At 71.4% G+C, this 20,938-nt stretch carries 21 protein-coding genes; 14 read left to right on the top strand and 7 right to left on the bottom strand.

Annotated elements, in window-relative coordinates; genetic code table 11:
- Positions 1–56 precede the first annotated feature (56 nt).
- A complete protein-coding gene (locus ACFWEP_RS02280) occupies positions 57–770 on the top strand; it encodes a DUF2625 family protein (RefSeq protein ID WP_387364176.1) in 714 nt (237 codons plus the stop codon).
- 35 nt (positions 771–805) lie between these two features.
- Here ACFWEP_RS02280 and ACFWEP_RS02275 read toward each other — a convergent pair whose 3' ends face one another.
- A complete protein-coding gene (locus ACFWEP_RS02275; RefSeq protein WP_387364173.1) occupies positions 806–2,131 on the bottom strand; it encodes an aldehyde dehydrogenase family protein in 1,326 nt (441 codons plus the stop codon).
- 198 nt (positions 2,132–2,329) lie between these two features.
- On the opposite strand from ACFWEP_RS02275, the gene ACFWEP_RS02270 reads away from it, so the two are divergent.
- The gene (locus ACFWEP_RS02270) at positions 2,330–2,770 is read left to right on the top strand and encodes a MarR family winged helix-turn-helix transcriptional regulator (RefSeq protein WP_387364169.1); all 441 of its coding nucleotides are present in this window, start codon (positions 2,330–2,332) and stop codon (positions 2,768–2,770) included.
- Positions 2,771–2,853: 83 nt separating this feature from the next.
- Here the strand turns inward: ACFWEP_RS02270 and ACFWEP_RS02265 are convergent, their stop codons facing one another.
- Positions 2,854–3,270, bottom strand: a complete 417-nt coding sequence (locus tag ACFWEP_RS02265; protein WP_387364166.1) for a PLD nuclease N-terminal domain-containing protein — start codon at positions 3,268–3,270, stop codon at positions 2,854–2,856.
- Between the two features lie 66 nt (positions 3,271–3,336).
- Entirely contained in the window at positions 3,337–4,149 is an 813-nt protein-coding gene (locus tag ACFWEP_RS02260; RefSeq protein ID WP_387364163.1) for a class I SAM-dependent methyltransferase, read from the bottom strand.
- Between the two features lie 138 nt (positions 4,150–4,287).
- On the opposite strand from ACFWEP_RS02260, the gene ACFWEP_RS02255 reads away from it, so the two are divergent.
- Together ACFWEP_RS02255 and mqnP are read left to right on the top strand one after the other, a co-directional pair.
- The gene (locus ACFWEP_RS02255; protein ID WP_387364160.1) at positions 4,288–5,745 is read left to right on the top strand and encodes a menaquinone biosynthesis decarboxylase; all 1,458 of its coding nucleotides are present in this window, start codon (positions 4,288–4,290) and stop codon (positions 5,743–5,745) included.
- Positions 5,742–6,659, top strand: a complete 918-nt coding sequence (gene mqnP / locus ACFWEP_RS02250) for a menaquinone biosynthesis prenyltransferase MqnP (protein ID WP_387364157.1) — start codon at positions 5,742–5,744, stop codon at positions 6,657–6,659. The genes ACFWEP_RS02255 and mqnP overlap by 4 nt, the downstream gene beginning before the upstream one ends.
- Here the strand turns inward: mqnP and ACFWEP_RS02245 are convergent.
- A complete protein-coding gene (locus ACFWEP_RS02245; RefSeq protein ID WP_387364154.1) occupies positions 6,649–7,272 on the bottom strand; it encodes a rhomboid family intramembrane serine protease in 624 nt (207 codons plus the stop codon). The genes mqnP and ACFWEP_RS02245 overlap by 11 nt on opposite strands.
- 168 nt (positions 7,273–7,440) lie before the next feature.
- Between ACFWEP_RS02245 and ACFWEP_RS02240 the strand changes: the two genes are divergently transcribed.
- The 7 genes from ACFWEP_RS02240 (at position 7,441) to ACFWEP_RS02210 (ending at position 13,777) form a co-directional block, all read left to right on the top strand.
- On the top strand, positions 7,441–8,109 hold the full coding sequence (locus ACFWEP_RS02240; RefSeq protein ID WP_387364188.1) for a UbiX family flavin prenyltransferase: 669 nt from the start codon (positions 7,441–7,443) through the stop codon (positions 8,107–8,109).
- A 139-nt stretch (positions 8,110–8,248) separates the two neighbouring features.
- Positions 8,249–8,704, top strand: coding sequence for an Lrp/AsnC family transcriptional regulator (locus ACFWEP_RS02235; protein WP_328720071.1), 456 nt, complete (start codon positions 8,249–8,251; stop codon positions 8,702–8,704).
- Between the two features lie 87 nt (positions 8,705–8,791).
- A complete protein-coding gene (gene mqnE, locus ACFWEP_RS02230) occupies positions 8,792–9,955 on the top strand; it encodes an aminofutalosine synthase MqnE (protein ID WP_387364185.1) in 1,164 nt (387 codons plus the stop codon).
- A gap of 186 nt (positions 9,956–10,141) precedes the next feature.
- Positions 10,142–10,666: a GNAT family N-acetyltransferase gene (locus ACFWEP_RS02225; protein WP_387364150.1), complete on the top strand. Its 525-nt coding sequence runs from the start codon at positions 10,142–10,144 to the stop codon at positions 10,664–10,666.
- A gap of 171 nt (positions 10,667–10,837) precedes the next feature.
- Positions 10,838–11,131 (top strand): DUF4229 domain-containing protein, encoded by a 294-nt coding sequence (locus ACFWEP_RS02220; protein ID WP_328720069.1) that lies wholly within the window; start codon positions 10,838–10,840, stop codon positions 11,129–11,131.
- Positions 11,132–11,564: 433 nt separating this feature from the next.
- Positions 11,565–12,914: a dicarboxylate/amino acid:cation symporter gene (locus ACFWEP_RS02215; protein WP_387364147.1), complete on the top strand. Its 1,350-nt coding sequence runs from the start codon at positions 11,565–11,567 to the stop codon at positions 12,912–12,914.
- 221 nt (positions 12,915–13,135) lie between these two features.
- On the top strand, positions 13,136–13,777 hold the full coding sequence (locus tag ACFWEP_RS02210) for a TetR/AcrR family transcriptional regulator (protein ID WP_387364144.1): 642 nt from the start codon (positions 13,136–13,138) through the stop codon (positions 13,775–13,777).
- 26 nt (positions 13,778–13,803) lie between these two features.
- Here ACFWEP_RS02210 and ACFWEP_RS02205 read toward each other — a convergent pair whose 3' ends face one another.
- From ACFWEP_RS02205 to ACFWEP_RS02195, 3 genes are read right to left on the bottom strand one after another with little or no spacing between them, the layout of a single operon-like run.
- A complete protein-coding gene (locus ACFWEP_RS02205) occupies positions 13,804–14,229 on the bottom strand; it encodes a nuclear transport factor 2 family protein (RefSeq protein ID WP_387364141.1) in 426 nt (141 codons plus the stop codon).
- A gap of 60 nt (positions 14,230–14,289) precedes the next feature.
- Positions 14,290–15,129, bottom strand: a complete 840-nt coding sequence (locus ACFWEP_RS02200; protein WP_387364138.1) for a MaoC/PaaZ C-terminal domain-containing protein — start codon at positions 15,127–15,129, stop codon at positions 14,290–14,292.
- Between the two features lie 4 nt (positions 15,130–15,133).
- Entirely contained in the window at positions 15,134–16,459 is a 1,326-nt protein-coding gene (locus ACFWEP_RS02195; protein ID WP_387364135.1) for a 3-oxoacyl-ACP reductase, read from the bottom strand.
- Positions 16,460–16,634: 175 nt separating this feature from the next.
- Between ACFWEP_RS02195 and ACFWEP_RS02190 the strand changes: the two genes are divergently transcribed.
- From ACFWEP_RS02190 to ACFWEP_RS02180, 3 genes are all read left to right on the top strand, one after another.
- The gene (locus ACFWEP_RS02190) at positions 16,635–17,906 is read left to right on the top strand and encodes an acetyl-CoA C-acetyltransferase (protein WP_387364132.1); all 1,272 of its coding nucleotides are present in this window, start codon (positions 16,635–16,637) and stop codon (positions 17,904–17,906) included.
- 95 nt (positions 17,907–18,001) lie between these two features.
- The gene (locus tag ACFWEP_RS02185; protein ID WP_387364129.1) at positions 18,002–19,933 is read left to right on the top strand and encodes an AMP-dependent synthetase/ligase; all 1,932 of its coding nucleotides are present in this window, start codon (positions 18,002–18,004) and stop codon (positions 19,931–19,933) included.
- A gap of 176 nt (positions 19,934–20,109) precedes the next feature.
- Complete coding sequence (locus tag ACFWEP_RS02180; RefSeq protein WP_387364126.1) at positions 20,110–20,934, top strand: M23 family metallopeptidase; 825 nt, start codon at positions 20,110–20,112, stop codon at positions 20,932–20,934.
- Positions 20,935–20,938: the final 4 nt, after the last annotated feature.

Below are 20,938 nucleotides of genomic sequence, written 5' to 3'. Positions count from 1 at the left end.
CCCGTACGTACGGGAGGAGCGGGCAGCCGCTTTTCGTGTGCTGGGATCATCCGGGGATGCGCGCACTCGACGAACTCATCCACGTGGACGACCCGGCCTGGCCCGAGGTGCGGGAACTGTTCTCGGACGGCCCGGCTCAGGTCGAGGTGCTCCCCGCCGACCGGGCCGAGGCCGAGCGGTGCCTGGTCCAGATGCAGGTCACCGTCGGGTCGACGCTCGGCGCCCTGGCGTGGCACAGCGGCGGCCTGCTCGTCGACGGGTGGGTCCGCGTGTTCGGCGGTGGCGGCGGCGGACTGCCGAGCCTCGCCCGGGTCAACGCCTTTCCCGCCGACCTCGATCCCGCCTGGTATCCGGCCGACGGCCTGATCGTCGGCCATGACGTCCTGGGCGGGGTCTTCGCGCTGAACGGCCACGATCCCGAGGCGGCGGCCCGGCCCGGCCTCCCGGGCCAGATGATCTACTTCGCCCCCGACTCGCTGGAGTGGGAGGCGTTGGAGACGGGCCACTCGGGGTGGGTCTCCTGGCTGGCCTCCGGGGGAACGGAAGGGTTCTACCGGGACCTGCGGTGGCCCGGCTGGCGCGAGGAGGCCGCCGCGCTCTCCTGCGACCAGGGGTTCTCCGTGTTCCCGTTCCTGTGGTCGAAGGAGGCCAGGGACGACCTCGCGGCCACCAGCCGCCGCGCCGTACCGATGCGGGAGGTACTCGGCGTGGCCGCCGACTTCGCCCGGCAGATGGGCCCGGCCGACCCGGGGTTCCTGGGCAGGGTCTGACCTTGCTGCGCCTCTGCCGGGCGGGGTCTGGGGGCTCAGCCGAGCGGGGTGTCCAGGACGGCCTTGCGGTGGGTGAAGGTGTCGATCGAGTAGGGGCCGTGGTAGCTGCCCATGCCGCTCTCGCCGACCCCGCCGAACGGCAGGTCGGAGACGGTCAGATGGGCCAGCGGCAGGCCGATGCCGACGCCGCCCGAGGAGGTCTCGGACAGCAGCCGCTCGCGGACCTCGGGCGACTCGGTGAACGCGTAGAGCGCCAGCGGCTTGTCCCGGTCGTTGATGAACCCGATCGCCTCGTCCAGGCCGGCCACCGTGAGGATCGGCAGCACCGGGCCGAAGATCTCCTCGCCCATCACCGCCGCCTCCGGTGAGACGTCGGCGAGCACGGTCGGCGCGATGTACTTCGTGGCCCGGTCGTGGGCGCCGCCGGTGACCGTACGGCCCGAGTCCAGCAGGCGTACCAGGCGGTCGAAGTGGCGCTCGTTGATGATCCGGCCGTAGTCGGGGGAGGCCGAGGGGTCCGTGCCGAACTGCGCCTCGACGGCGGCGGCGAGCGCGTCCGCGAGGGCGGTTGCGGTCTCCGGGTCGGTGAGGACGTAGTCGGGGGCCACGCAGGTCTGGCCCGCGTTGAGGAACTTCCCCGAGGCGAGACGCTGCGCGACCGTCTTGAGGTCGGTGTCCCGGTCCACGAAGACCGGGGACTTGCCGCCCAGCTCCAGCGTCACCGGGGTGAGGTGCTTCGCGGCGGCGGTCATCACGATCCGGCCGACCGTGCCGTTGCCGGTGTAGAAGATGTGGTCGAAACGCTCCTCCAGCAGGGCCGTGGTCTCCTCGACGGCACCCTCGACGACGGCGACCGCGTCGGTGTCCAGGAAGCGGGGGAGCAGCCGGGCCACGGCGGCGGAGGTGGCGGGGGCCAGCTCGCTGGGTTTGGCGATCACGCAGTTGCCGCCCGCCAGCGCGCCCGCGAGAGGGGCGAGCAGCAGCTGCACCGGGTAGTTCCACGGGGCGATGACCAGGACCACCCCGAGCGGGTCGCGCACGGTGAGCGCGGTGGCTCCGGCGGCGGCGAGCCCGGCGTGTACGGGGGCCGGTTCGGGGCGCAGCCAGTCTTCGAGGTGCTCCAGGGTGTGGTCGATCTCCCGGACGGTGAAGTCGATCTCGGTCCGGTAGGACTCCGCGCGGCTCTTGCCGAGGTCCGCGTGGAGCGCCTCGGCCAGCTCGTCGCCGTGCTCGGTGAGCAGGGCGCGCAGCCGCTCCAGCTGGTGGGTGCGCCAGGCCAGGTCCTTCGTGCGGCCGGTGCGGAAGGTGGTGCGGAGGCGGGCGACGACGTCGGCCGGGGCGGCCGGGGACTCGGCGGGCATGGGGGCTCCCTGCGGAGAGGCGGGTGGGGTGGGTCGTGGGGAAGTTGACATCATCAAGCAATGCTTTTCATGTAACTGCCGGAAGTTGAGTAAGTCAAATAATCGGAGTGCGGCGCGCCCGCGACGTACCGTGGAGGGTCCGCACGCTTACTCCGCGCCGCTCACCCGGCCGCGCCCCTGCCCGAGGATGACCACCCCATGCCCCCGGAACCGGCACCCCGCGCCGTCCCCACCCCGGACGATCTGCTGGAGCCCTTGGCCGTCGTCGTACGAGGACACTCCGACGACCTCACCGCCGTCGCCGCCCGGCACGGCCTGAGCAGCGCGCAGGCCCGTGCCCTCGTCGCGCTCGACGCGCCGATGCCGATGAGCGCGCTCGCCCGCCACCTGGTCTGCGACGCCTCCAACGCCACCGGGCTCGTCGGCCGCATGGAGACCCGGGGCCTGCTCGTCCGCACGCCCGCCCCCGGCGACCGCCGCTCCAAGGTCGCCTCCCGCACTCCCGAGGGCACGGAGCTGGCCCACCGGATACGCGCCGAGATGCGCGTGGTGCACGGCGCGCTGGAGGCGCTGACCCCGGAGGAGCGCACCGCGCTGCTGCCGCTGCTGGAGCGTCTGGGCGGGCTGCTCGGCCCGTGAGCGGCCGTACCTGAACGTCGAAGAGCCCGCCCGGTCCGGTCTCCCGGCCCGCGCGGGCTCTGTCGTACGGGGCGAGCCGCAGGTCAGGCGGTCGCCGGAGGAGGCGTCCCCGGTGCTTCGTCGGGGCCGGTACCGCGTTCGCGGCGCTTGAGCTCGTCCTCGCGGCGGCGCAGGTCGGCCTCCCAGTCCTTCAGGAGCGACTCGTCCTTCTTGTTCTCCGCGCGCAGGCTGTTCAGGAACTCCGGATTGTCGTCCGGCGCCACCCACTCGGTGCGGTGGTTGCGGTGCCACTCGGAGGGCGTACGTCCCCCGGCGGGCGCCTGGCGCAGCTTGCCCGCCGCCAGCCAGACGATCGGGCCGACGATCCAGAACAGCAGGATGATGAAGACCCAGGCGACCTTGGGCAAATGCTTCGCCTCGTCCTCCGGGGTGTTCAGGCAGTCGATGAAGGCGTAGATCGTCAGCGCCAGCGGCAGGAGATAGATCAGGGCCCTGAGCATGGTTGAGGCGTCCCCCTGGGAAAGCGGCGGGGCGTGATGGCCCCCGATGAGGCGCCAGGGTACCGGCTACCGGTGACGCCCCACGGCGAGCAGATGTGAACTGGCGGCGAGCAGCTCGGGATGAGGCTCCGCCAGACGGGCCGCGGCGAGCGCGGACTCGAACAGCGGCGAGCCGACGAGCGACTCCCCGGTGTGCTGTTCCGTCGCCTTCAGCAGCGACCAGGCGGGCCCCTCGATCCCGTACACCACCGGGTCCTCGCACCCCGAGCCGAGCAGCTCGGCCACCAGCTCCTCCGGGGTGTGGAAGTACGCCTCGGTGAACCCGCGCCGGCCGTCGTACACCCCCGTCGCCAGGCTCTCCACGATGCTCTCCCCGATGGCGGGGTGGTGCAGGTGGGCGTAGGCGGTGTGCTCGAAGAGCGGGGCGTACCGGTTGATGCCCGCCGCCGCGACCAGCCCGCCCGGCCGGACCACCCGGCGGGCCTCCGCCAGGGCGGCCTTCCGGTCGGCGGGGTCGGTCAGGTGGTACAGCGGGCCGAGGAGCAGCACCGCGTCGTACGTGGCGTCCCCGGCCGGCAGTGCCCGCGCGTCCCCCCGCTCGGCGGTGGCCCCGGTCCCCAGGGCCTCCTGGACGTGCCGCTCCACCGGGTCGACGAGGTGGACCGCGTACCCCGCCTCCACCAGCCACCGCGCGTGCGCCCCCGGCCCGCCGCCCACGTCGAGCACCTTCGCCGGGGCGGGCGGCAGGTGGCGACGCAGCAGTTCCTGGGTCCGCACCAGCTCCAGCACCCCGTCCGCGCTCTTGGTGAGCCGGCTGCCCTCGTCGTAGCCGGAGGCGTAGAAGTCGATGATCCCGGGCGGTACCTGATGCGGCGCCATGCGTTCCTCCTGGGGGTTCGGCCGGGGCCGTGACCGGATTCCCGGTCACGGTAGACCCGCGACCACCCGCCCCGCTCCCGGCGCGGCGGCGGGGGAGCGCCCGAGGGGGAGCGTGGGGAGGATGACAAACTGGTGGGCATGGCTTACGACGATCTTCGCTCCCTGCTCCGGGCCTTGGAACGTGAGGGCGATCTCAAGCGCATCAAGGCCGAGGTCGATCCTTACCTCGAAGTCGGCGAGATCGTCGACCGCGTGAACAAGGCCGGCGGGCCCGCGCTGCTCTTCGAGAACGTCAAGGGGTCCTCGATGCCCCTGGCCATGAACGTGTACGGCACCGACCGGCGGCTGCTGAAGGCGCTCGGGCTGAAGGCGTACTCGGACATCAGCGACAAGATCGGCGGGCTGCTGAAGCCGGAGCTGCCGCACGGGTTCGTCGGTGTGCGCGAGGCGTTCGGGAAGCTCGGCTCGATGATCCACGTGCCGCCGAAGAAGGTGAAGGGGGAGAGCGCCCCCGTCCAGGAGGTCGTCCTCACCGGCGACGACGTGGACCTGGAGCAGCTGCCCGCGCTCTTCACCTGGCCCGAGGACGGCGGCTCCTTCTTCAACCTGGGGCTCACCCACACCAAGCACCCCGAGACCGGCGTCCGCAACCTCGGGCTCTACCGCCTCCAGCGTCACGACCGCCGCACCATCGGCATGCACTGGCAGATCCACAAGGACAGCCGCAACCACTACCAGGTCGCCGCCAAGCGCGGCGAGCGGCTGCCGGTGGCCATCGCCTTCGGCGCGCCGCCGGCCGTGACGTACGCGTCCACCGCACCGCTGCCCGGGGACATCGACGAGTACCTCTTCGCCGGGTTCGTCCAGGGCAAGCGGATCGAGATGGTCGACTGCAAGACCGTGCCGCTCCAGGTCCCGGCCAACGCCGAGGTCGTCATCGAGGGCTGGCTGGAGCCGGGCAAGATGCTCCCGGAGGGCCCCTTCGGCGACCACACCGGGTTCTACACCCCGCAGGAACCGTTCCCCGCGCTGACCATCGACTGCGTGACCATGCGCAAGCGTCCGCTGCTCCAGTCGATCGTGGTCGGCCGCCCGCCCACCGAGGACGGGCCGCTGGGCCGCGCCACCGAACGGTTCTTCCTGCCGCTGCTGAAGATCATCGTCCCGGACATCGTGGACTACCACCTCCCCGAGGCCGGCGGCTTCCACAACTGTGCGATCGTTTCGATCGACAAGAAGTACCCCAAGCACGCCCAGAAGGTGATGAGTGCCATCTGGGGCGCGCACATGATGTCGCTGACCAAGCTCATCGTCGTCGTGGACTCCGACTGCGACGTCCACGATCTGCACGAGGTGGCCTGGCGGGCGCTCGGCAACACCGACTACGCCCGGGACCTGACCGTCACCGAGGGGCCGGTCGATCACCTCGACCACGCCTCCTACCAGCAGTTCTGGGGTGGCAAGGCGGGCATCGACGCGACGAGGAAGTGGCCCGAGGAGGGTTACACGCGGGACGGAGGCTGGCCGGAGATGGTCGAGTCCGACCCGCAGACGGCGGCGAAGGTCGACCGCCGCTGGAAGGAATACGGACTGTGACTGCCGCAGAAGCAGCGCTGGGCCACGGCCCGGCGCAGCCCAACAGCAAGGTGAAGGCGTTCCTGCGGCTGGTGATGATCGAGCACTCGGTGTTCGCGCTGCCCTTCGCGTACATCGCCGCGCTGATCGCGATGTTCCAGGTCAGCGAGTCGATCCACTGGGTCGAGCTGCTGCTCGTCACGGTGGCGATGGTGGGTCTGCGGACCTTCGCGATGGCGGCGAACCGGATCATCGACCGGGAGATCGACGCGCGTAACCCGCGCACCGCGACCCGCGAGATCGTCACCGGCGCGGTCTCCGTGCGTTCCGCGTGGACGGGCGCCGTGGTCGCGCTGGTCTTCTTCCTCGGCGCCGCGGCCCTCCTCAACCCGCTCTGCCTGGCGCTCGCGCCGCTCGCGATCGTGCCGATGGTGGTCTACCCGTACGGCAAGCGGTTCACGAACTTCCCGCACGCCATCCTCGGTATCGCCCAGGCCATGGGCCCGATCGGCGCCTGGCTCGCGGTGACCGGCAGCTGGTCGTGGGACGCGGTCATCCTGGGGCTGGCCGTCGGCGTCTGGATCGGCGGCTTCGACCTGATCTTCGCCTGCCAGGACGTCCGCGCCGACCGCGCGCACGGCGTGCTCTCGGTGCCCGCCCGCTTCGGTATCCCGGCGGCGCTCTGGGGCGCCCGGGTCTGCCACGCGATCACGACCGGGCTGCTCGTCTGGTTCGGCCTCGCCACCGACGCGGAGCTCTTCTACTGGATCGGCATGGTGATCGTCGCCGTGGCCTTCGTGTACGAGCACCGGGTGGTGCGCCCGCACGACCTGTCCCGGCTCAACCGGGCGTTCTTCTCCGTCAACGGCTTCATCGGCATGGCGCTCTTCGCCTGCACCCTGCTCGACCTGGTGGTGCGCGGCCTCACGCCGTGACGGCGGTGGACGGGCGGCGGCGCGGCCTGCGGAACAGGAAGGCCGCGCCCACCCCGCCGATCAGCCCGAAGAGGTGGGCCTGCCAGCTGACGCCCGAGTCGGTCGGGAGCACGCCCCAGACGATCGAGCCGTAGACGCCCGCGACGAGGACGCCGACCACGACGTCCAGCGCGCGGCGGTCCACGAAGCCCCGGACCAGCAGGTAGCCGAAGAGCCCGAAGATCACCCCGGACGCCCCGAGGGTGACCGTGTGCGCGGGCGCGGTCAGCCAGACGCCGAGCCCGCTCACCAGCACGATCGTCAGCACCACGCCGAGGAACCTCTCGACGCCCGCGAGCGCCGCCGTCCAGCCGAGCACCAGCAGCGGCACGGTGTTGGACGCGAGGTGGTCCCAGCCGCCGTGCAGGAAGGCGGCGGGCACGACGTCGAGCAGCTCGGCGGGTTCGCGCGGGCTGATGCCGTACGGGTCCAGAGCGTGGTCCGTCACCATGTCGATGCCCTCCAGCACCCAGAGCAGCGCCACCCAGCCCAGCATCAGCACCGCGGCCGTCACGGCCCGCGTGCCGGCTCGTGCTCCCGCCCCGCCCCCGGAGCTCGCACGGATGTCGTTCATGACTTCCTCCCCGGGCCGGACGGCATCGGACGCGTCGGACGGCACCGGACGGCCTCGGGCGGCACCGGACGGTACGGAGGGAACAACGCCCCGGAGCCCCTGCCCGGTTCCGGGTTCGGCCGGTGCGCGGGGGACGGATACTCTCGGCGTGTGGAATCCACGACTTCAGTGAGTCAGCAGCGGCGACGGCCTTGGATTGTCGGGGTGTCCGGCGCCTCGGGGACCCCGTTCGCCGCTTCGGTGGTGCGCGGTCTGATCGCCGCCGGTGAGGACGTGGACCTGGTGGTGAGCCGCGCCTCGCGGCTCACGCTGCTGGACGAGACGGGGATCGCCTTCCGCGACGGGCACTGGCGGGACGACCTGGCGAGCTGGCTCGCCCGGGGGGCGGACGGGAAGCCGGACACCTTCGACCCGGACCTCTCCGGAGTGCGCCACTGGCCCGCCGGAGACCTCGCGGCGGGGCCGTCCTCCGGGTCGTACCCGGCGAAGGGGATGCTGATCGTGCCGGCCTCGACGGCCTGTGTGGCCGGGGTCGCGCTCGGGCTGTCGAAGGACCTGCTCCAGCGGGCGGCGAGCGTCACGCTCAAGGAGCGGCGCACCCTCGTCGTCGCCGTACGGGAGACCCCCCTGAGCGGCGCGACGCTGAAGCAGATGGTGGCCCTGGACGAGGCGGGAGCCGTGGTGCTGCCCGCGTCCCCGGCGTTCTACGCGGGCGCCACGCACATCCAGGACCTGGTGGACTTCGTCGCCGGACGGGTGCTCGACGCGGCGGGCGTACCGCACGGCCTGTACCGCCGGTGGGAGGGGGAACTCGGTGGCGGCTCACGTACCACCTGAAGCTCGCCCTGCCCGGTCGGCGGCTGGGCGCGCTTCGCGTTCTTGGATCTTCTGAAGGATTCATAGGGTCAAGGCCCTATTTGCCTTAAAATCTATACGTAGACTTGCGATAGCGCTGAACAATGGAAGGTTCTGTCATATGGACGCGGTGGACAGGCAGCTCATCCAGGCCCTTCGGGAGAACGGCAGGGCGTCGTACGCCGAACTGGGCCGGCTCGTCGGCCTCTCCGGGCCCAGTGTCACCGACCGGATCAACCGGCTGGAGACCGCCGGGGTGATCACCGGCTACCGCGCCACCGTCAACGCGGCGGCGCTCGGCCTCGGCGTCACCGCGCTGATCGGCATCTCCCTCAGCGACGCCGCCGACCACGAGGACGTGGCCCGCCGGCTGCGCGATCTGGAGGAGATCGAGGACGCCTGGTTCATCGCGGGCGACGACTCCTACATGCTCAAGGTGCGCGTCGGCGACGTCGACGGCCTGGAGAAGACGATCCGCCGGCTGAGCGGGACGAAGGGCGTCTCCCGCACCCGGACGACCATCGTGCTCTCCACGAAGTGGGAGAACCGGGTCGGGGAGCTTCCCGAGGAGCGTTAGTGTCGCGACGGGGCAAGCGATTCCGGTCGCGGCACTAGGCGTACGGTTACGGGAAGGCTGTTACGTAGAGAAATGAGAGGCGTATCTGTGGACGCGGGACTCAAGCGCGAGCTGGAGGAGAAGGTCCGGGCCGGCGAGCGGCTGAGCCGCGAGGACGGGATCGCTCTCTACGAGTCCGACGACCTGGCCTGGCTCGGCGGTCTGGCCCACGAGGTGCGCACCGTCAAGAACGGTGACGTCGTGCACTTCAACGTCAACCGGCACCTCAACATGACGAACGTGTGCACCGCCTCGTGCGCGTACTGCTCGTTCCAGCGCAAGCCGGGCGAGAAGGACGCGTACACGATGCGCATCGAGGAGGCCGTCCGCCTCGCCAAGGCGATGGAGAACGACAACCTCACCGAGCTGCACATCGTCAACGGGCTCCACCCGACCCTGCCGTGGCGGTACTACCCGCGCTCGCTCAGCGCCCTCAAGGAGGCGCTGCCGAACGTCGCGCTGAAGGCGTTCACGGCGACGGAGATCCACCACTTCGAGACCATCTCCGGGCTCAGCGCCTCCGAGATCCTCGACGAGCTGATCGAAGCCGGTCTGGAGTCGCTGACCGGCGGCGGCGCGGAGATCTTCGACTGGGAGGTCCGCCAGCACATCGTCGACCACAACACCCACTGGGAAGACTGGTCGCGCATCCACCGCCTCGCGCACGAGAAGGGTCTCAAGACCCCGGCGACGATGCTGTACGGACACATCGAGGAGCCCCGGCACCGCGTCGACCACGTGCTGCGGCTGCGGGAGATGCAGGACGAGACCGGCGGTTTCCAGGTCTTCATCCCGCTGCGCTACCAGCACGACTTCGTGGACATGAAGGACGGCAAGATCCGCAACAAGCTCCAGGCGCGGACGACGATGGCCACCGGTGCCGAGGCGCTGAAGACCTTCGCCGTGTCCCGGCTGCTGTTCGACAACGTGCCGCACGTCAAGGTGTTCTGGGTGATGCACGGCGTGCAGACCGCTCAGCTGGCGCTCCAGCACGGCGCGGACGACATGGACGGCTCGGTCGTCGAGTACAAGATCACGCACGACGCGGACAACTACGGCACGCCGAACAAGCTCGGCCGTGACGATCTGCTGGAGCTCATCCGGGACGCGGGCTTCCAGCCCGTCGAGCGCAACACCCGGTACGAGATCATCCGCGAGTACCCGGGCCCGGACGCCGACCGGCGCGAGTCGCCGCAGGCGATGCGGGTCTGAGCGGGCACCGGCCCACGTCCTGAGGGCCTCGGCGGCAGGTGTTCCCACCTGCGGCCGGGGCCCTCCGGCGTTTGTGCCCTTCGTCCGTCGGGTGCGGGCCGGTCGTTCGGCGGGTGTGACGTACCGGAGGCCCGTCTTCCGGAAAGCTGGTTGAGAGTGCCCAGGTGTAATGGTTAACCTTGGCTCATGGCTCTTACCTTCACCCTGGACCCCGCCTTCGACTCCGAGCTGCGCGACGGCATCCTGACGCTCTGGACCGACGTCTCCAACGCGGGTGGCTCGGTCGGCTTCGTGCCGCCGGTCACCACCGAGGACATCCGCCCCGAGCTGCTCAAGCACCTCACCGCGATCGTCGAGGGCCGTACCCGGCTGCTCGTCGGCAGGGACGAGAGCGGCGAGGTCGCGGCGACGGCCTTCCTCACCCTCAACACCCACCGGCTGATGAGGCACTGGCTCTGGCTCTACACCGTGATGGTCCACCCCTCCCACCAGGGCAAGGGATACGGGCGCGACCTCATGGCGGCGGCGGCGGAGGCGGCGCGCGGCGTCGACGGGATCGAGGCCATCCGGCTCACCTGCCGGGGCGGTACCGGGGTGGACCGCTTCTACGGCAGCTGCGGCTACAAGGAGGTGGGCCGGGTGCCGGACGCGATCCGGGTCGCCCCCGGCGACGACCGGGACGACATCACCATGCTGCTCCCGCTCCTCTGACCGGCCCAGCGGTCGCGGCGGGGTCGCGGCCCGGCGCGTTCCCGCAGTTCAGCCGGGGGTGCGCGAGGCGTGCGGGGGCTCGCGGCAACCCTGTGAACCGAACGATTTCGGGGCATGCTTCACTGGTCGGGCAGGATCGCATCACCGTCGTACGTAGAGAGAGGTTCAGCCGTGTCCGCTGCCAAGCCGAGCGCAACGATCCGGTACTCCGCGCTGCGACTGCTGATTTTCGTCGCCTGCTTCTTCGTCTCCGGAGTGGCGGTCCACTTCGGCGTGATCCCCTCCGGCGTCGGCGGCTCCAACGTCGTCTGGGTCGTGCTCCTCGGGCTGGTGCTGTCCGCCCCCCTCAGCTACGTCCTGCTGCGCAAGCAGCGCGACGAGATGTCCGCCCAGGTCGTCGACAAGGTGAGCCGCGCCAAGTCCCGCCTGGAGGCGAACCGCACGCGCGAGGACGCCGTCCAGTAGGGCGCGGTTCACGTTCCGCCGGAACTCGGCACGTAACCTTCGTCACACCGACGCCCTTCGGGGACGTCGCACATCGGACCCCGGACCGGAGCAAGTCGCTCCGGAACCGGGGTCTTTGGCGTTCTTATCCGCTGCTTACGCGTCGCGGACGGCGGGACGCGTGGTCATAGAAAAACTTTGAGGGCCTCAAAGCCGCGGTGTTAACGTGAACGACATGAAGACAGCAGTGCGAATCCGCTACGCCCCGGGCGTCCCGCTCGTGGCGCGCCTGCACGTCGATCTCTGCCGCCGCACGACCGCGGCCTGTTGTCGCGTCTGACCCGACAACACGCAGCGGCGCCGCCTCCCGGCGAGGACGCCGCCTTCCGTCCCCACACCTTTCCCGCGTACGCGCGCCCCCGTGCGTACGCCGCGTCCTCTCTGGAGTGTGTCCGTGTCCGCGAACTCCGCGTCCACCACGGAGACCGCCGAGCCCAAGAGCTCCGGTTTCCGTATACCGAAGGTGCCCTTCTGGGCCCAGATCGTCGCCGGTCTGGTCCTCGGTGTCGTCCTCGGCTGGATCACCCGCAGTTACGACGTCGCGTGGCTCTACACCACGCTCGACAAGATCGGCCACATCTTCGTCCAGCTGCTGAAGCTGGCCGTCGCGCCGCTCGTCTTCTTCGCGATCCTGGTGTCGATCACCAACCTCCGCAAGGTCAACAACGCGGCCCGGCTCGCCACCCGCACCCTGCTCTGGTTCATGATCACCTCGCTGATCGCGGTGGCCATCGGTCTCGCCATCGGTCTGATCACCAACCCGGGCTCCGGCACCGGTCTCACGCCGAAGGACGGCCTCAAGCCCGAGCACGCCGGGTCCTGGCTCGACTTCCTCACCGGCATCGTCCCGACCGACGTGATCACGCCGTTCACCGAGCTGAACGTCCTCCAGATCGTCTTCATGGCCGCCGTCGCCGGCATCGCCGCCCTGAAGCTCGGTGAGAAGGCCCAGCCGATCCTCACCCTCAGCGAGTCGATCCTGGAGCTGCTCCAGAAGGCTCTGTGGTGGGTCATCCGCCTCGCCCCGCTCGGCACCGTCGGCCTCATCGGCTACGCCATCGCCGACTACGGCTGGGACCTCATCGGCAAGTACGCCACCTTCACCGCCGACGTCTACGTCGGCTGCGCCCTGGTGCTGTTCGGTGTCTACCCGCTGCTGCTCGCCACCGTCGCCAAGGTCAGCCCGCTCCAGTTCTTCAAGGGCGCCTGGCCCGCGATCCAGCTGGCGTTCGTCTCCCGCTCCTCGGTCGGCACCATGCCCGTCACCCAGAAGGTCACCGAGCGCCTCGGCGTCCCGAAGGCGTACGCCTCCTTCGCCGTGCCGTTCGGCGCCACCACCAAGATGGACGGCTGCGCCGCGATCTACCCGTCGCTGGCCGCGATCTTCATCGCGCAGATCTTCGACGTGCAGCTCGGCGTCGGTGACTACATCCTGATCGCCTTCGTCTCGGTCATCGGTTCGGCCGCCACCGCCGGTCTCACCGGCGCGACGGTCATGCTGACGCTGACCCTCTCGACGCTGGGCCTCCCGCTGGAGGGCGTCGGCCTGCTCATGGCCATCGACCCGATCCTGGACATGATGCGCACCGCCACCAACGTGGCCGGCCAGGCGCTGGTCCCGGTGATCGTCTCGGCCCGCGAGAAGATCCTCGACCTCGACAAGTACGCCTCCGCCTCCGCCTCGCCGGTGGACGAGATCGAGGCCGTGGACGAGGAGCCCGTACGGGTCCCCGTCGCCGCCTGAAGCGTGTATTGAAAGTCCCGCCTGTCCGGCGGCGTCCGGGCGACCGGCGCTACTTTCAGAACACGGCCCAGCCGGCACGGCACACCACGGACGCAGGGGCGTCCGGTCCTTCGGGACCGGGCGCCCCCGCGCCGTTCCGGGGCGCCGCGAGCCGAGGGAACCGCCCGGCTCCCCGTACCCTTACTCGGGAGTAAGGCAGCGGGGGCGGAAGGAAGTCCGACATGGATGCGGTGAAGAGCAAGCGGATGCCACGCGCCGTGCGTGAGCGGCAGATGATGGACGCGGCGGTACAGATCTTCGGGCAGCGCGGCTACCGCGCGGCCTCGATGGACGAGATCGCGGAGCTCGCCGGTGTGTCGAAGCCACTGGTCTACCTGTACCTGAACTCCAAGGAGGAGCTCTTCACCGCGTGCATCCGCCGTGAGGCGAAGGCGCTGGTGGACGCGGTCCAGGCAGGGGTCGAGCCGGGGCTGCCCGCCGACCGCCAACTCTGGGACGGGCTGCGCGCCTTCTTCGTCCACACCGCCGAGAACCCGGACGGCTGGGCGGTGCTGCACCGCCAGGCGCGTACGCACGGGGAGCCGTTCGCCTCGGAGATCACCACGATGCGGGACGAGATCGTCACCTTCGTGACCGGGCTCATCGGTGCCGCCGCCCGGGAGGCGCACCACGATCCCGCGCTGCCCGACCGGGACGTGGTGGGCCTCGCGCAGGCGCTCGTGGGCGCCGCCGAGGCGCTCGCGGGCTGGGCCAACGAGACCCCGGGCGTCTCGGCCCGGGAAGCGGCGGCCACCCTGATGAACTTCTCCTGGGCGGGCCTGGAGAACCTCATGAACGGGCGGCCCTGGCAGCCGCCGGCCTGACGTGGGGCGGGGTGCGCCCGGTGCCCTCAGGGAGCTTCCGGGGCGAGCCCTTCGGCGACGAGGCCCGCGTAGACCGCCTTGCCCAGCGCCTGGACGGCGGACTGGGGGCGGACCATCACGGTGAACTCCTTGATCAGACCGGCCTCGTCGTAGTGGAGCAGGTCGATTCCGTGGATCTGGACGCCGTCCACGGTGGCCCGGAAGAGCAGGACCTCCGAAGGCGCCTCGGTGCCGTCGGCGCTGGTCTCGGCGGCGCCCTCGTAGCGGCCGACGTAATGGAAGCCCTCGAAGACCCGGAGCAGGACTCCGAAGAGCCCGAGAACCTGGGGCTTGCCGTCGAAGGGGGTGAACTTCACCGGGCTGTAGAGGCGGACGTCGTCGGTGAACAGGTCGTCGAGTGCGCCGAGTTCACCCTTCTCCACGGCGGCCCGGAAGCGGTCGGCGGTCTCCATGGTTCCTCCTGGTGGTCGTACGTGTCGCGGGGCGTGCCCGAGGGGTCGTACCGTACGGGATCAGACGTCCCGGGTCACCGCACCCGTGAGGTGGATCCGCTCACCCTCCGGGCCGCCGCGCAGCTGGAACGTGGTGCCCGAGCCGTCCGCCGCGTACGTCACGGCGCCCGGCAGCAGTACCGGCGCCCGGAACTCGGCCCGTACGGTACGGATGTGCTCGGCGCCCTCCGCCTCGGCGAGGCACCGGGCGACGGTCCACATCCCGTGGGCGATGGCCCGGGGGAAGCCGAACAGGCGGGCGGTGAGCGGGTGGAGGTGGATCGGGTTGCGGTCCCCGGACGCGGCGCCGTACCGCCGCCCCAGATCGCCGGTGAGCCGCCACTCGGCGACGGCGGGCAGGCCGGGGAGGTGTTCGGGTGCCGGCGCGGGGTCCGCGAGGGCTGCTCGTACGGCGTGGCGGGCGAGGTAGCCGCTGCGGGACTCCCACACCGGCTCGTCCGCGACCCGGGCCTCCGTCACCACGGTGACCTCCGTCCCGCGCCGGTGCGGCGACAAGCTCTCCGCGTGGACGATCAGTTGGAGGGACTCCTCGGGGTGGACCGGTCGGTGGGAGGTGATCTCGATCCAGGTGTGGACGAGGCCGAGGACCGGCAGCGGGAACGACCGTGCCGTCATCAGCCGCATGGCGAGCGGGAAGGCCAGCACGTGCGGATAGGTCAGGGGGAGCGGGCCGGTGGCGGGGAAACGGCAGATCCGGCGGTAGCGCGCGAGGAGTTCGGCCGGTGCGGGTGCTCCGGGGCGGGTGATCCGGGTGGCCGGGAGTCGCGTGCCGGGGCGGCCCGGCCGCTTGAGCGGTGACATCAACGCACCGCGCAGAAGGGTGAGTTCGAGGCCGGTCATCGGCTCACGCCCCCAACAGGCTCTGGCCGCAGACCCGTACCACCTGGCCGTTGACGGCGGTGGATGCGGGCTGCGCGAACCAGGCGGTCGTCTCGGCCACGTCCACCGGAAGTCCGCCCTGGGAGAGGGAGTTCATGCGGCGGCCTGCCTCCCGGATGAAGAGCGGAACGGCGGCGGTCATCTTCGTCTCGATGAAGCCGGGGGCGACCGCGTTGACGGTGACCCCGTGTTCGGCGGCGGCGCGGGGGGCCAGCGAGCGGACGAGGCCGATGATGCCCGCCTTGCTCGCCGCGTAGTTGGTCTGCCCGTTGTTGCCGGCGATGCCCGCGATGGAGGCGGTGGCGACGATCCGGCCGCCCCGGTTGAGGGTGCCCCCCTTGAGGAGCGCGTCCGTGGTCCGCAGCACCGAGTCGAGGTTGACGTCGATCACCGAGGCCCAGCGGTCGGCCGCCATGTTGGCGAGCCGCCGGTCCCGGGTGATGCCGGCGTTGTGCACGAGGACGTCGAGCCCGTCCGGGACCGCCGCCGCGATCCGCTCGGCCGCGTCCGGTGCGGTGATGTCCAGTGCCAGCGCGGTGGCGCCGAGCCGGTCGGCCGTGCGCACCAGCTCGTCCTCGGCCTGGGGGACGTCGAGGCAGATCAGCCGGGCGCCGTCCCGGGCCAGCACCGAGGCGACGGCCTCGCCGATGCCCCGCGCCGAGCCGGTGACCAGGGCGGTACGGCCGGACAGCGGGGCGAACCAGTCGGCGACCTGGTCCGGTGCCGCACCGGAGACCTCGACGACCTGGCCGCTGACGTACGCGGACCGGGGCGAGAGCAGGAAGCGCAGGGTGGACTCGGCGGACGCGGCGGCGCCCGGCACGATCCGTACCAGCTGCACGGTGGCGCCCCGGCCGATCTCCTTGCCGAGCGACCGGACGAACCCCTCCAGCGCCTGCTGCGCGGCGGCCTGGTGGTGGTCCTCGGGGGACGGGGCCGTACCGAGGACGACGATCCGGCCGCCGCGGGCGAGTGAGCGGACGACCGGGTGCAGGGCCGCGTGGAGGGCGGCGAGCCCCGTCGCGGAGGCGATGCCCGTCGCGTCCACCACGATCCCGGCGGGACGGGACGCCTGCTCCCGCTCCACCACCGGGAGCCCCAGGCGGGCGAGCAGCTCGCCGACCTCGCCCGGGACGGCGGGTTCGCCCGCCGTGAGGTGCAGTACCGGACCGTCGAGCGTGGGCGTCTCCAGGGACCAGCGGCGCAACGGCGCGGGCTGGGGGAGGCCCAGGCGGCGGGTGAGGAAACGGCCGGGGGCTGTGCCGGTCAGGTGCAGATAGCGGTCGGCCATTGTCCAGACTCCCTGCTCGGTCTTAGATTTACTCCAGAGTAAGGTTACTCAAGAGTCAGGAGCTGGTCGAGATGAACCGCTTGCGGAAACGGCCCGGAGCGACACCGGGGCGCGAGACGGTCCGGGCGAACGGGACGACCAGGGCGACGTGGGCCACCGGGACGGGAGGGCCGCGATGATTCCCCTTCCGCAGCCGCGCCGGGTCGCGATCCTCGGCGGCAGTCGCATCCCGTTCGCCCGCTCGGACGGCCCCTACGCCGAAGCGTCCAACCAACTCATGCTCACCGCCGCGCTCGACGGGCTCGTCGAGCGGTTCGGCCTGGCCGGGCAACAGGTGGGGGAGTTCGCCGCCGGCGCCGTCCTCAAGCACAGCCGCGACTTCAACCTCGCCCGCGAGACCGTGCTCGGCTCCCGGCTGGACCCCCGCACCCCGGCGTACGACCTCCAGCAGGCGTGCGGCACCGGGCTCCAGGCCGTCATCGCCGTCGCCAACAAGATCACCCTCGGGGCGATCGACTCGGGCATCGCGGGAGGCGCGGACACCGCGAGCGACGCCCCGCTCGGCGTCAACGACGAACTGCGGCGCATCCTGCTGAGCGCCCGCCGGGCCAAGGGCAACGCCGCCCGGATCAAGGCGCTCGCGGCCATCCGCCCCCGCCACCTCGTCCCCGACGTCCCGCGCAACGCCGAACCCCGCACCGGCCTTTCGATGGGGGAGCACGCGGCGATCACCGCCCGCCGCTGGGGCGTCACCCGCGAGGACCAGGACCTCCTGGCCGCGACCAGCCATCAGAGGCTGGCCGCCGCCTGGGACCGGGGGTTCCTGGACGACCTCGTCGTCCCGTACCTCGGTCTGGAGCGGGACCAGAACCTGCGGCCCGGCTCCACCGTCGAGAAACTCGCCACCCTCAAGCCGGTGTTCGGCACCGGCGCCCCCGGCGCGACGATGACCGCCGGGAACTCCACCCCGCTCACCGACGGTGCCGCCACCGTGCTGCTGGCGAGCGAGGAGTGGGCCGAGGCGCGCGGCCTGGAGCCGCTGGCGTACCTCTCGCTGTACGAGAGCGCCGCCGTGGACCACGTGCACGGCGAGAACGCCGAGGACGGCCTGCTGATGGCCCCCGCCCTCGCCGTGCCCCGGCTGCTGGAGCGGGCCGGGCTGACCTTCGCCGACTTCGACCTGTTCGAGGTGCACGAGGCGTTCGCCTCGCAGGTGCTGGCCACGCTCGCCGCCTGGCAGCAGCAGGGCCTCGGCCCCGTCGACCGGGCGAAGCTCAACGTGGCCGGTTCCTCGCTCGCCACCGGCCACCCCTTCGCGGCGACCGGCGCACGGATCGTCGCCACCCTCGCCAAGCTGCTCGCGGAGCGCGGGGGGCCGGGGCGCGGACTGGTCTCGATCTGCGCGGCCGGCGGTCTGGGGGTGACGGCGATCCTCGAACGGCCCTGACGGTTCTGGGCGAACGGCCGCGACAGCAGCGGCCGTTCGCCCGCCGGACCCGCCCCGTGACCGCCCGCCACCCGTCCCCGCCCGAGGAGCCGCACGTGTCCACTCCCCCCGCCCCGCCCGCGTCCCCGGCGAACGCCGGATCCGCCGCGCCGCCCGTTCTCGTCCCGCCGCTCACCCTGCGCGACGCGGCCGGCCGGGTGCGGGAGGCCTCCGTACCCGCGTTCGCGCCGCCCGTCCGCCACGGCTCGCTCGCCGACATCCCCTTCGACAACGCGCGCGAGGCGCCCTCGGACGCGGTCCTCAGCCGCAAGCAGGAGGACGGCAGTTGGCGGGATGTGACCGCCCGCGAGTTCGCCGACGAGGTGCGCGCCGTCGCCAAGGGCCTGATCGCGGAGGGGTTCCAGCCCGGCGCCCGCATCGCGATCATGTCCCGTACGACGTACGAGTGGACGCTGCTCGACTTCGCCGCCTGGGCCGCCGCGCTCGTCACCGTGCCCGTCTACCCGACGTCCTCGGCGTACCAGGTGCGGTGGATCCTCCAGGACTCCGGTGCGCAGGCCTGCGCGGTCGAGGGGAAGGAGCAGGCGCGGATCGTCAGCCAGGAGCGCAAGGAACTCGGCGACCTGGCCCATCTGTGGCAACTGGACACCGGGGCGCTCGGCCGGCTCAAGGCGGCGGGCGCGGGCGTGCCCGACGCGGCGGTGGACGAACGCCGCGCCCTCATGAGCCCGGACAACGCGGCCACCCTGATCTACACCTCGGGCACCACCGGCCGCCCCAAGGGGTGCGTGCTCACCCACGGCAACTTCTTCGCCGAGGTCGACAACGCCATCGAACTGCTGCACCCGGTCTTCAAGTCGGTCTCCAAGTACCCGGCCTCCACCCTGCTGTTCCTGCCGCTCAGCCATGTCTTCGGCCGGATGGTCGCGGTCGGCTGCCTGCGCGCCCGGGTCCGGCTCGGACACGCCCCCTCGATCCGCACCGAGGACCTGCTGGAGGATCTGGCCGGCTTCAAGCCGTCGTTCCTGCTGGCGATCCCGTACGTCCTGGAGAAGGTCTTCAACACCGGACGGGCCACCGCCGAGAAGATGGGCCGCGCCTCGTCCTTCGACCGGGCCGCCGGGATCGCCCAGCGGTACGGCCAGGCGGTCGAGGCCGCCGAACACGGCACGGGCCCGGGACCCGGCAAGGCCCTGAGGATGGCCCGCGCGCTCTACGACCCGCTGGTCTACCGCCGCATCCGCGCCGCCCTCGGCGGCCACGTCCGGTACGTCATCTGCGGCGGCTCCCCGCTGGGCCGCCGGCTCGCCTCCTTCTACGCGGGCGCGGGCATCGAGATCTTCGAGGGGTACGGCCTCACCGAGACCACCGCCGCCCATACGGTGACCCCACCGCTCAAACCCCGTCTGGGGACGGTCGGCTGGCCACTGCCCGGCGGTGCGGTGCGGATCGCCGACGACGGCGAGGTACTGCTCCGCGGCGGCCAGGTCTTCCACGGATACTGGGATGCGCGGCGCGGCGCGTCCGTGCCGGTGCTCGACGGCGGCTGGTTCGCCACCGGCGATCTCGGCGTGCTCGACGACGACGGCTACCTCACCATCACGGGCCGCAAGAAGGACATCATCATCACCTCGGGCGGGAAGAACGTCATCCCGGCCCCGCTGGAGGACTGGCTGCGCGCCCATCCGCTGGTCGGCCAGTGCATGGTCGTCGGCGACAACCGCTCCTTCATCACCGCGCTGATCACCCTGGACGAGGACGGGCTCGCGCACTGGCGGCAGATGAAGAAGAAGCGGGGCGTCCCGATCCGCGAGCTGATCCACGACCCGGAACTCCTGGAGGCGATCCAGCACGCGGTGGACGAGGCCAACAGCTCCGTGTCGCGCGCCGAGTCGATCCGCAGGTTCACCGTGCTGCCCGTCGGCTTCACCGAGGAGAACGGCCGGCTCACGCCCTCGCTGAAGCTCAAACGGGACGTGGTGGCCCGGGACTTCGCGGCGGAGATCGAGGAGATGTACCGGAAGTAGGCCGGGGCGCCGGGGTCGGGGCGCCGGGGCCGGGCAGAGGGCGGCGGGCGGGTGGCGGCAGGCGGCGCGGGGGTCTATTGGTGCGGCCGGGCCTCCGGCATGCTGAGGGCTGTTCGGCTCGACGCGACGCCCCGTACCCCACGACGCCCGGCTCCCGACCCGGAGGATGAATCCGCGTGCGATCCCCCCTGCGCATCGCCCTGCTCACGCTCGTCGCCCTGGTGGCCGGTCTGCTGTACGCCACTCCGGCCGCGGCGGCCCCGAACTTCAAGGCCCCCTACCCCTGCGGCCAGCAGTGGACCTACAGCCACCACTCGGCCGAGGTCCGGCTCGCCCTCGACTTCGTCCGTACCGACGGAGGCGCCACGGCGGGCACACCCGTGCTGGCCTCGGCCGCCGGTACCGCCTACCGCTACTCCCAGCCCAGCGGCGCCGGCAACTACATCGCCGTCGACCACGGCGGCGGCTGGCAGACCTACTACTTCCACCTCTCCGCGTACTCCGTCGCCAACGGGGCCCAGGTCGCCCAGGGCCAGCAGATCGGGGTGACCGGCTCGACGGGCAACAGCTCCGGCGCGCACATCCACTACGAGCAGCTGTACAACGGCGTCGGGCAGAACATCGTGCTCAACGGCCAGTCCCTGGCGCCCTATCCGGGGGCCTACTACAGCAAGTACCTGACCAGCGACAACGGATGTGGTGGTGGCAGTACGGGGAAGTACTGGGTCGACACCTTCGCCAACGCCACCGGGTACGCGGCCGCGAACACGGCTGATGCCCAGGGCGTGCTCAACGCCGGTACCAACTACGTGTACTGCAAGGTCTGGGGTGCGCAGATCGGCTCGGGCTCGGCCTACAACCACTGGTGGCTGCGGACCGATCTGGACACGGTGTACGCGGGCAAGAACGGGCGCAACGCCTACGTCTCGGCGTACTACCTCTCCCGCTGGGGCAACGACGAGGCCCGTGACAACAACGGGGCGGTGATCCCGGACTGCTGAGATG

Source organism: Streptomyces sp. NPDC060198, assembly GCF_042728415.1.
Classification (GTDB): Bacteria; Actinomycetota; Actinomycetes; order Streptomycetales; family Streptomycetaceae; genus Streptomyces.
Note: the sequence above shows the minus strand (reverse complement) of the source record. Positions and strands in the feature narration are given on the sequence as shown.

Bases quoted from the DNA above. Each gene is read 5' to 3' on its own strand.
- ACFWEP_RS02205 (WP_387364141.1), bottom strand. From the start codon at position 14,229: ATGGAGACCGCCGACCGCTTCCGGGCCGCCGTGGAGAAGGGTGAACTC.
- ACFWEP_RS02270 (WP_387364169.1), top strand. From the start codon at position 2,330: ATGCCCCCGGAACCGGCACCCCGCGCCGTCCCCACCCCGGACGATCTG.
- ACFWEP_RS02210 (WP_387364144.1), top strand. From the start codon at position 13,136: ATGGATGCGGTGAAGAGCAAGCGGATGCCACGCGCCGTGCGTGAGCGG.
- ACFWEP_RS02225 (WP_387364150.1), top strand. From the start codon at position 10,142: ATGGCTCTTACCTTCACCCTGGACCCCGCCTTCGACTCCGAGCTGCGC.
- ACFWEP_RS02235 (WP_328720071.1), top strand. From the start codon at position 8,249: ATGGACGCGGTGGACAGGCAGCTCATCCAGGCCCTTCGGGAGAACGGC.
- ACFWEP_RS02245 (WP_387364154.1), bottom strand. From the start codon at position 7,272: ATGAACGACATCCGTGCGAGCTCCGGGGGCGGGGCGGGAGCACGAGCC.
- ACFWEP_RS02260 (WP_387364163.1), bottom strand. From the start codon at position 4,149: ATGGCGCCGCATCAGGTACCGCCCGGGATCATCGACTTCTACGCCTCC.
- ACFWEP_RS02265 (WP_387364166.1), bottom strand. From the start codon at position 3,270: ATGCTCAGGGCCCTGATCTATCTCCTGCCGCTGGCGCTGACGATCTAC.
- ACFWEP_RS02190 (WP_387364132.1), top strand. From the start codon at position 16,635: ATGATTCCCCTTCCGCAGCCGCGCCGGGTCGCGATCCTCGGCGGCAGT.
- ACFWEP_RS02275 (WP_387364173.1), bottom strand. From the start codon at position 2,131: ATGCCCGCCGAGTCCCCGGCCGCCCCGGCCGACGTCGTCGCCCGCCTC.
- ACFWEP_RS02280 (WP_387364176.1), top strand. From the start codon at position 57: ATGCGCGCACTCGACGAACTCATCCACGTGGACGACCCGGCCTGGCCC.
- ACFWEP_RS02255 (WP_387364160.1), top strand. From the start codon at position 4,288: ATGGCTTACGACGATCTTCGCTCCCTGCTCCGGGCCTTGGAACGTGAG.
- ACFWEP_RS02195 (WP_387364135.1), bottom strand. From the start codon at position 16,459: ATGGCCGACCGCTATCTGCACCTGACCGGCACAGCCCCCGGCCGTTTC.
- ACFWEP_RS02200 (WP_387364138.1), bottom strand. From the start codon at position 15,129: ATGACCGGCCTCGAACTCACCCTTCTGCGCGGTGCGTTGATGTCACCG.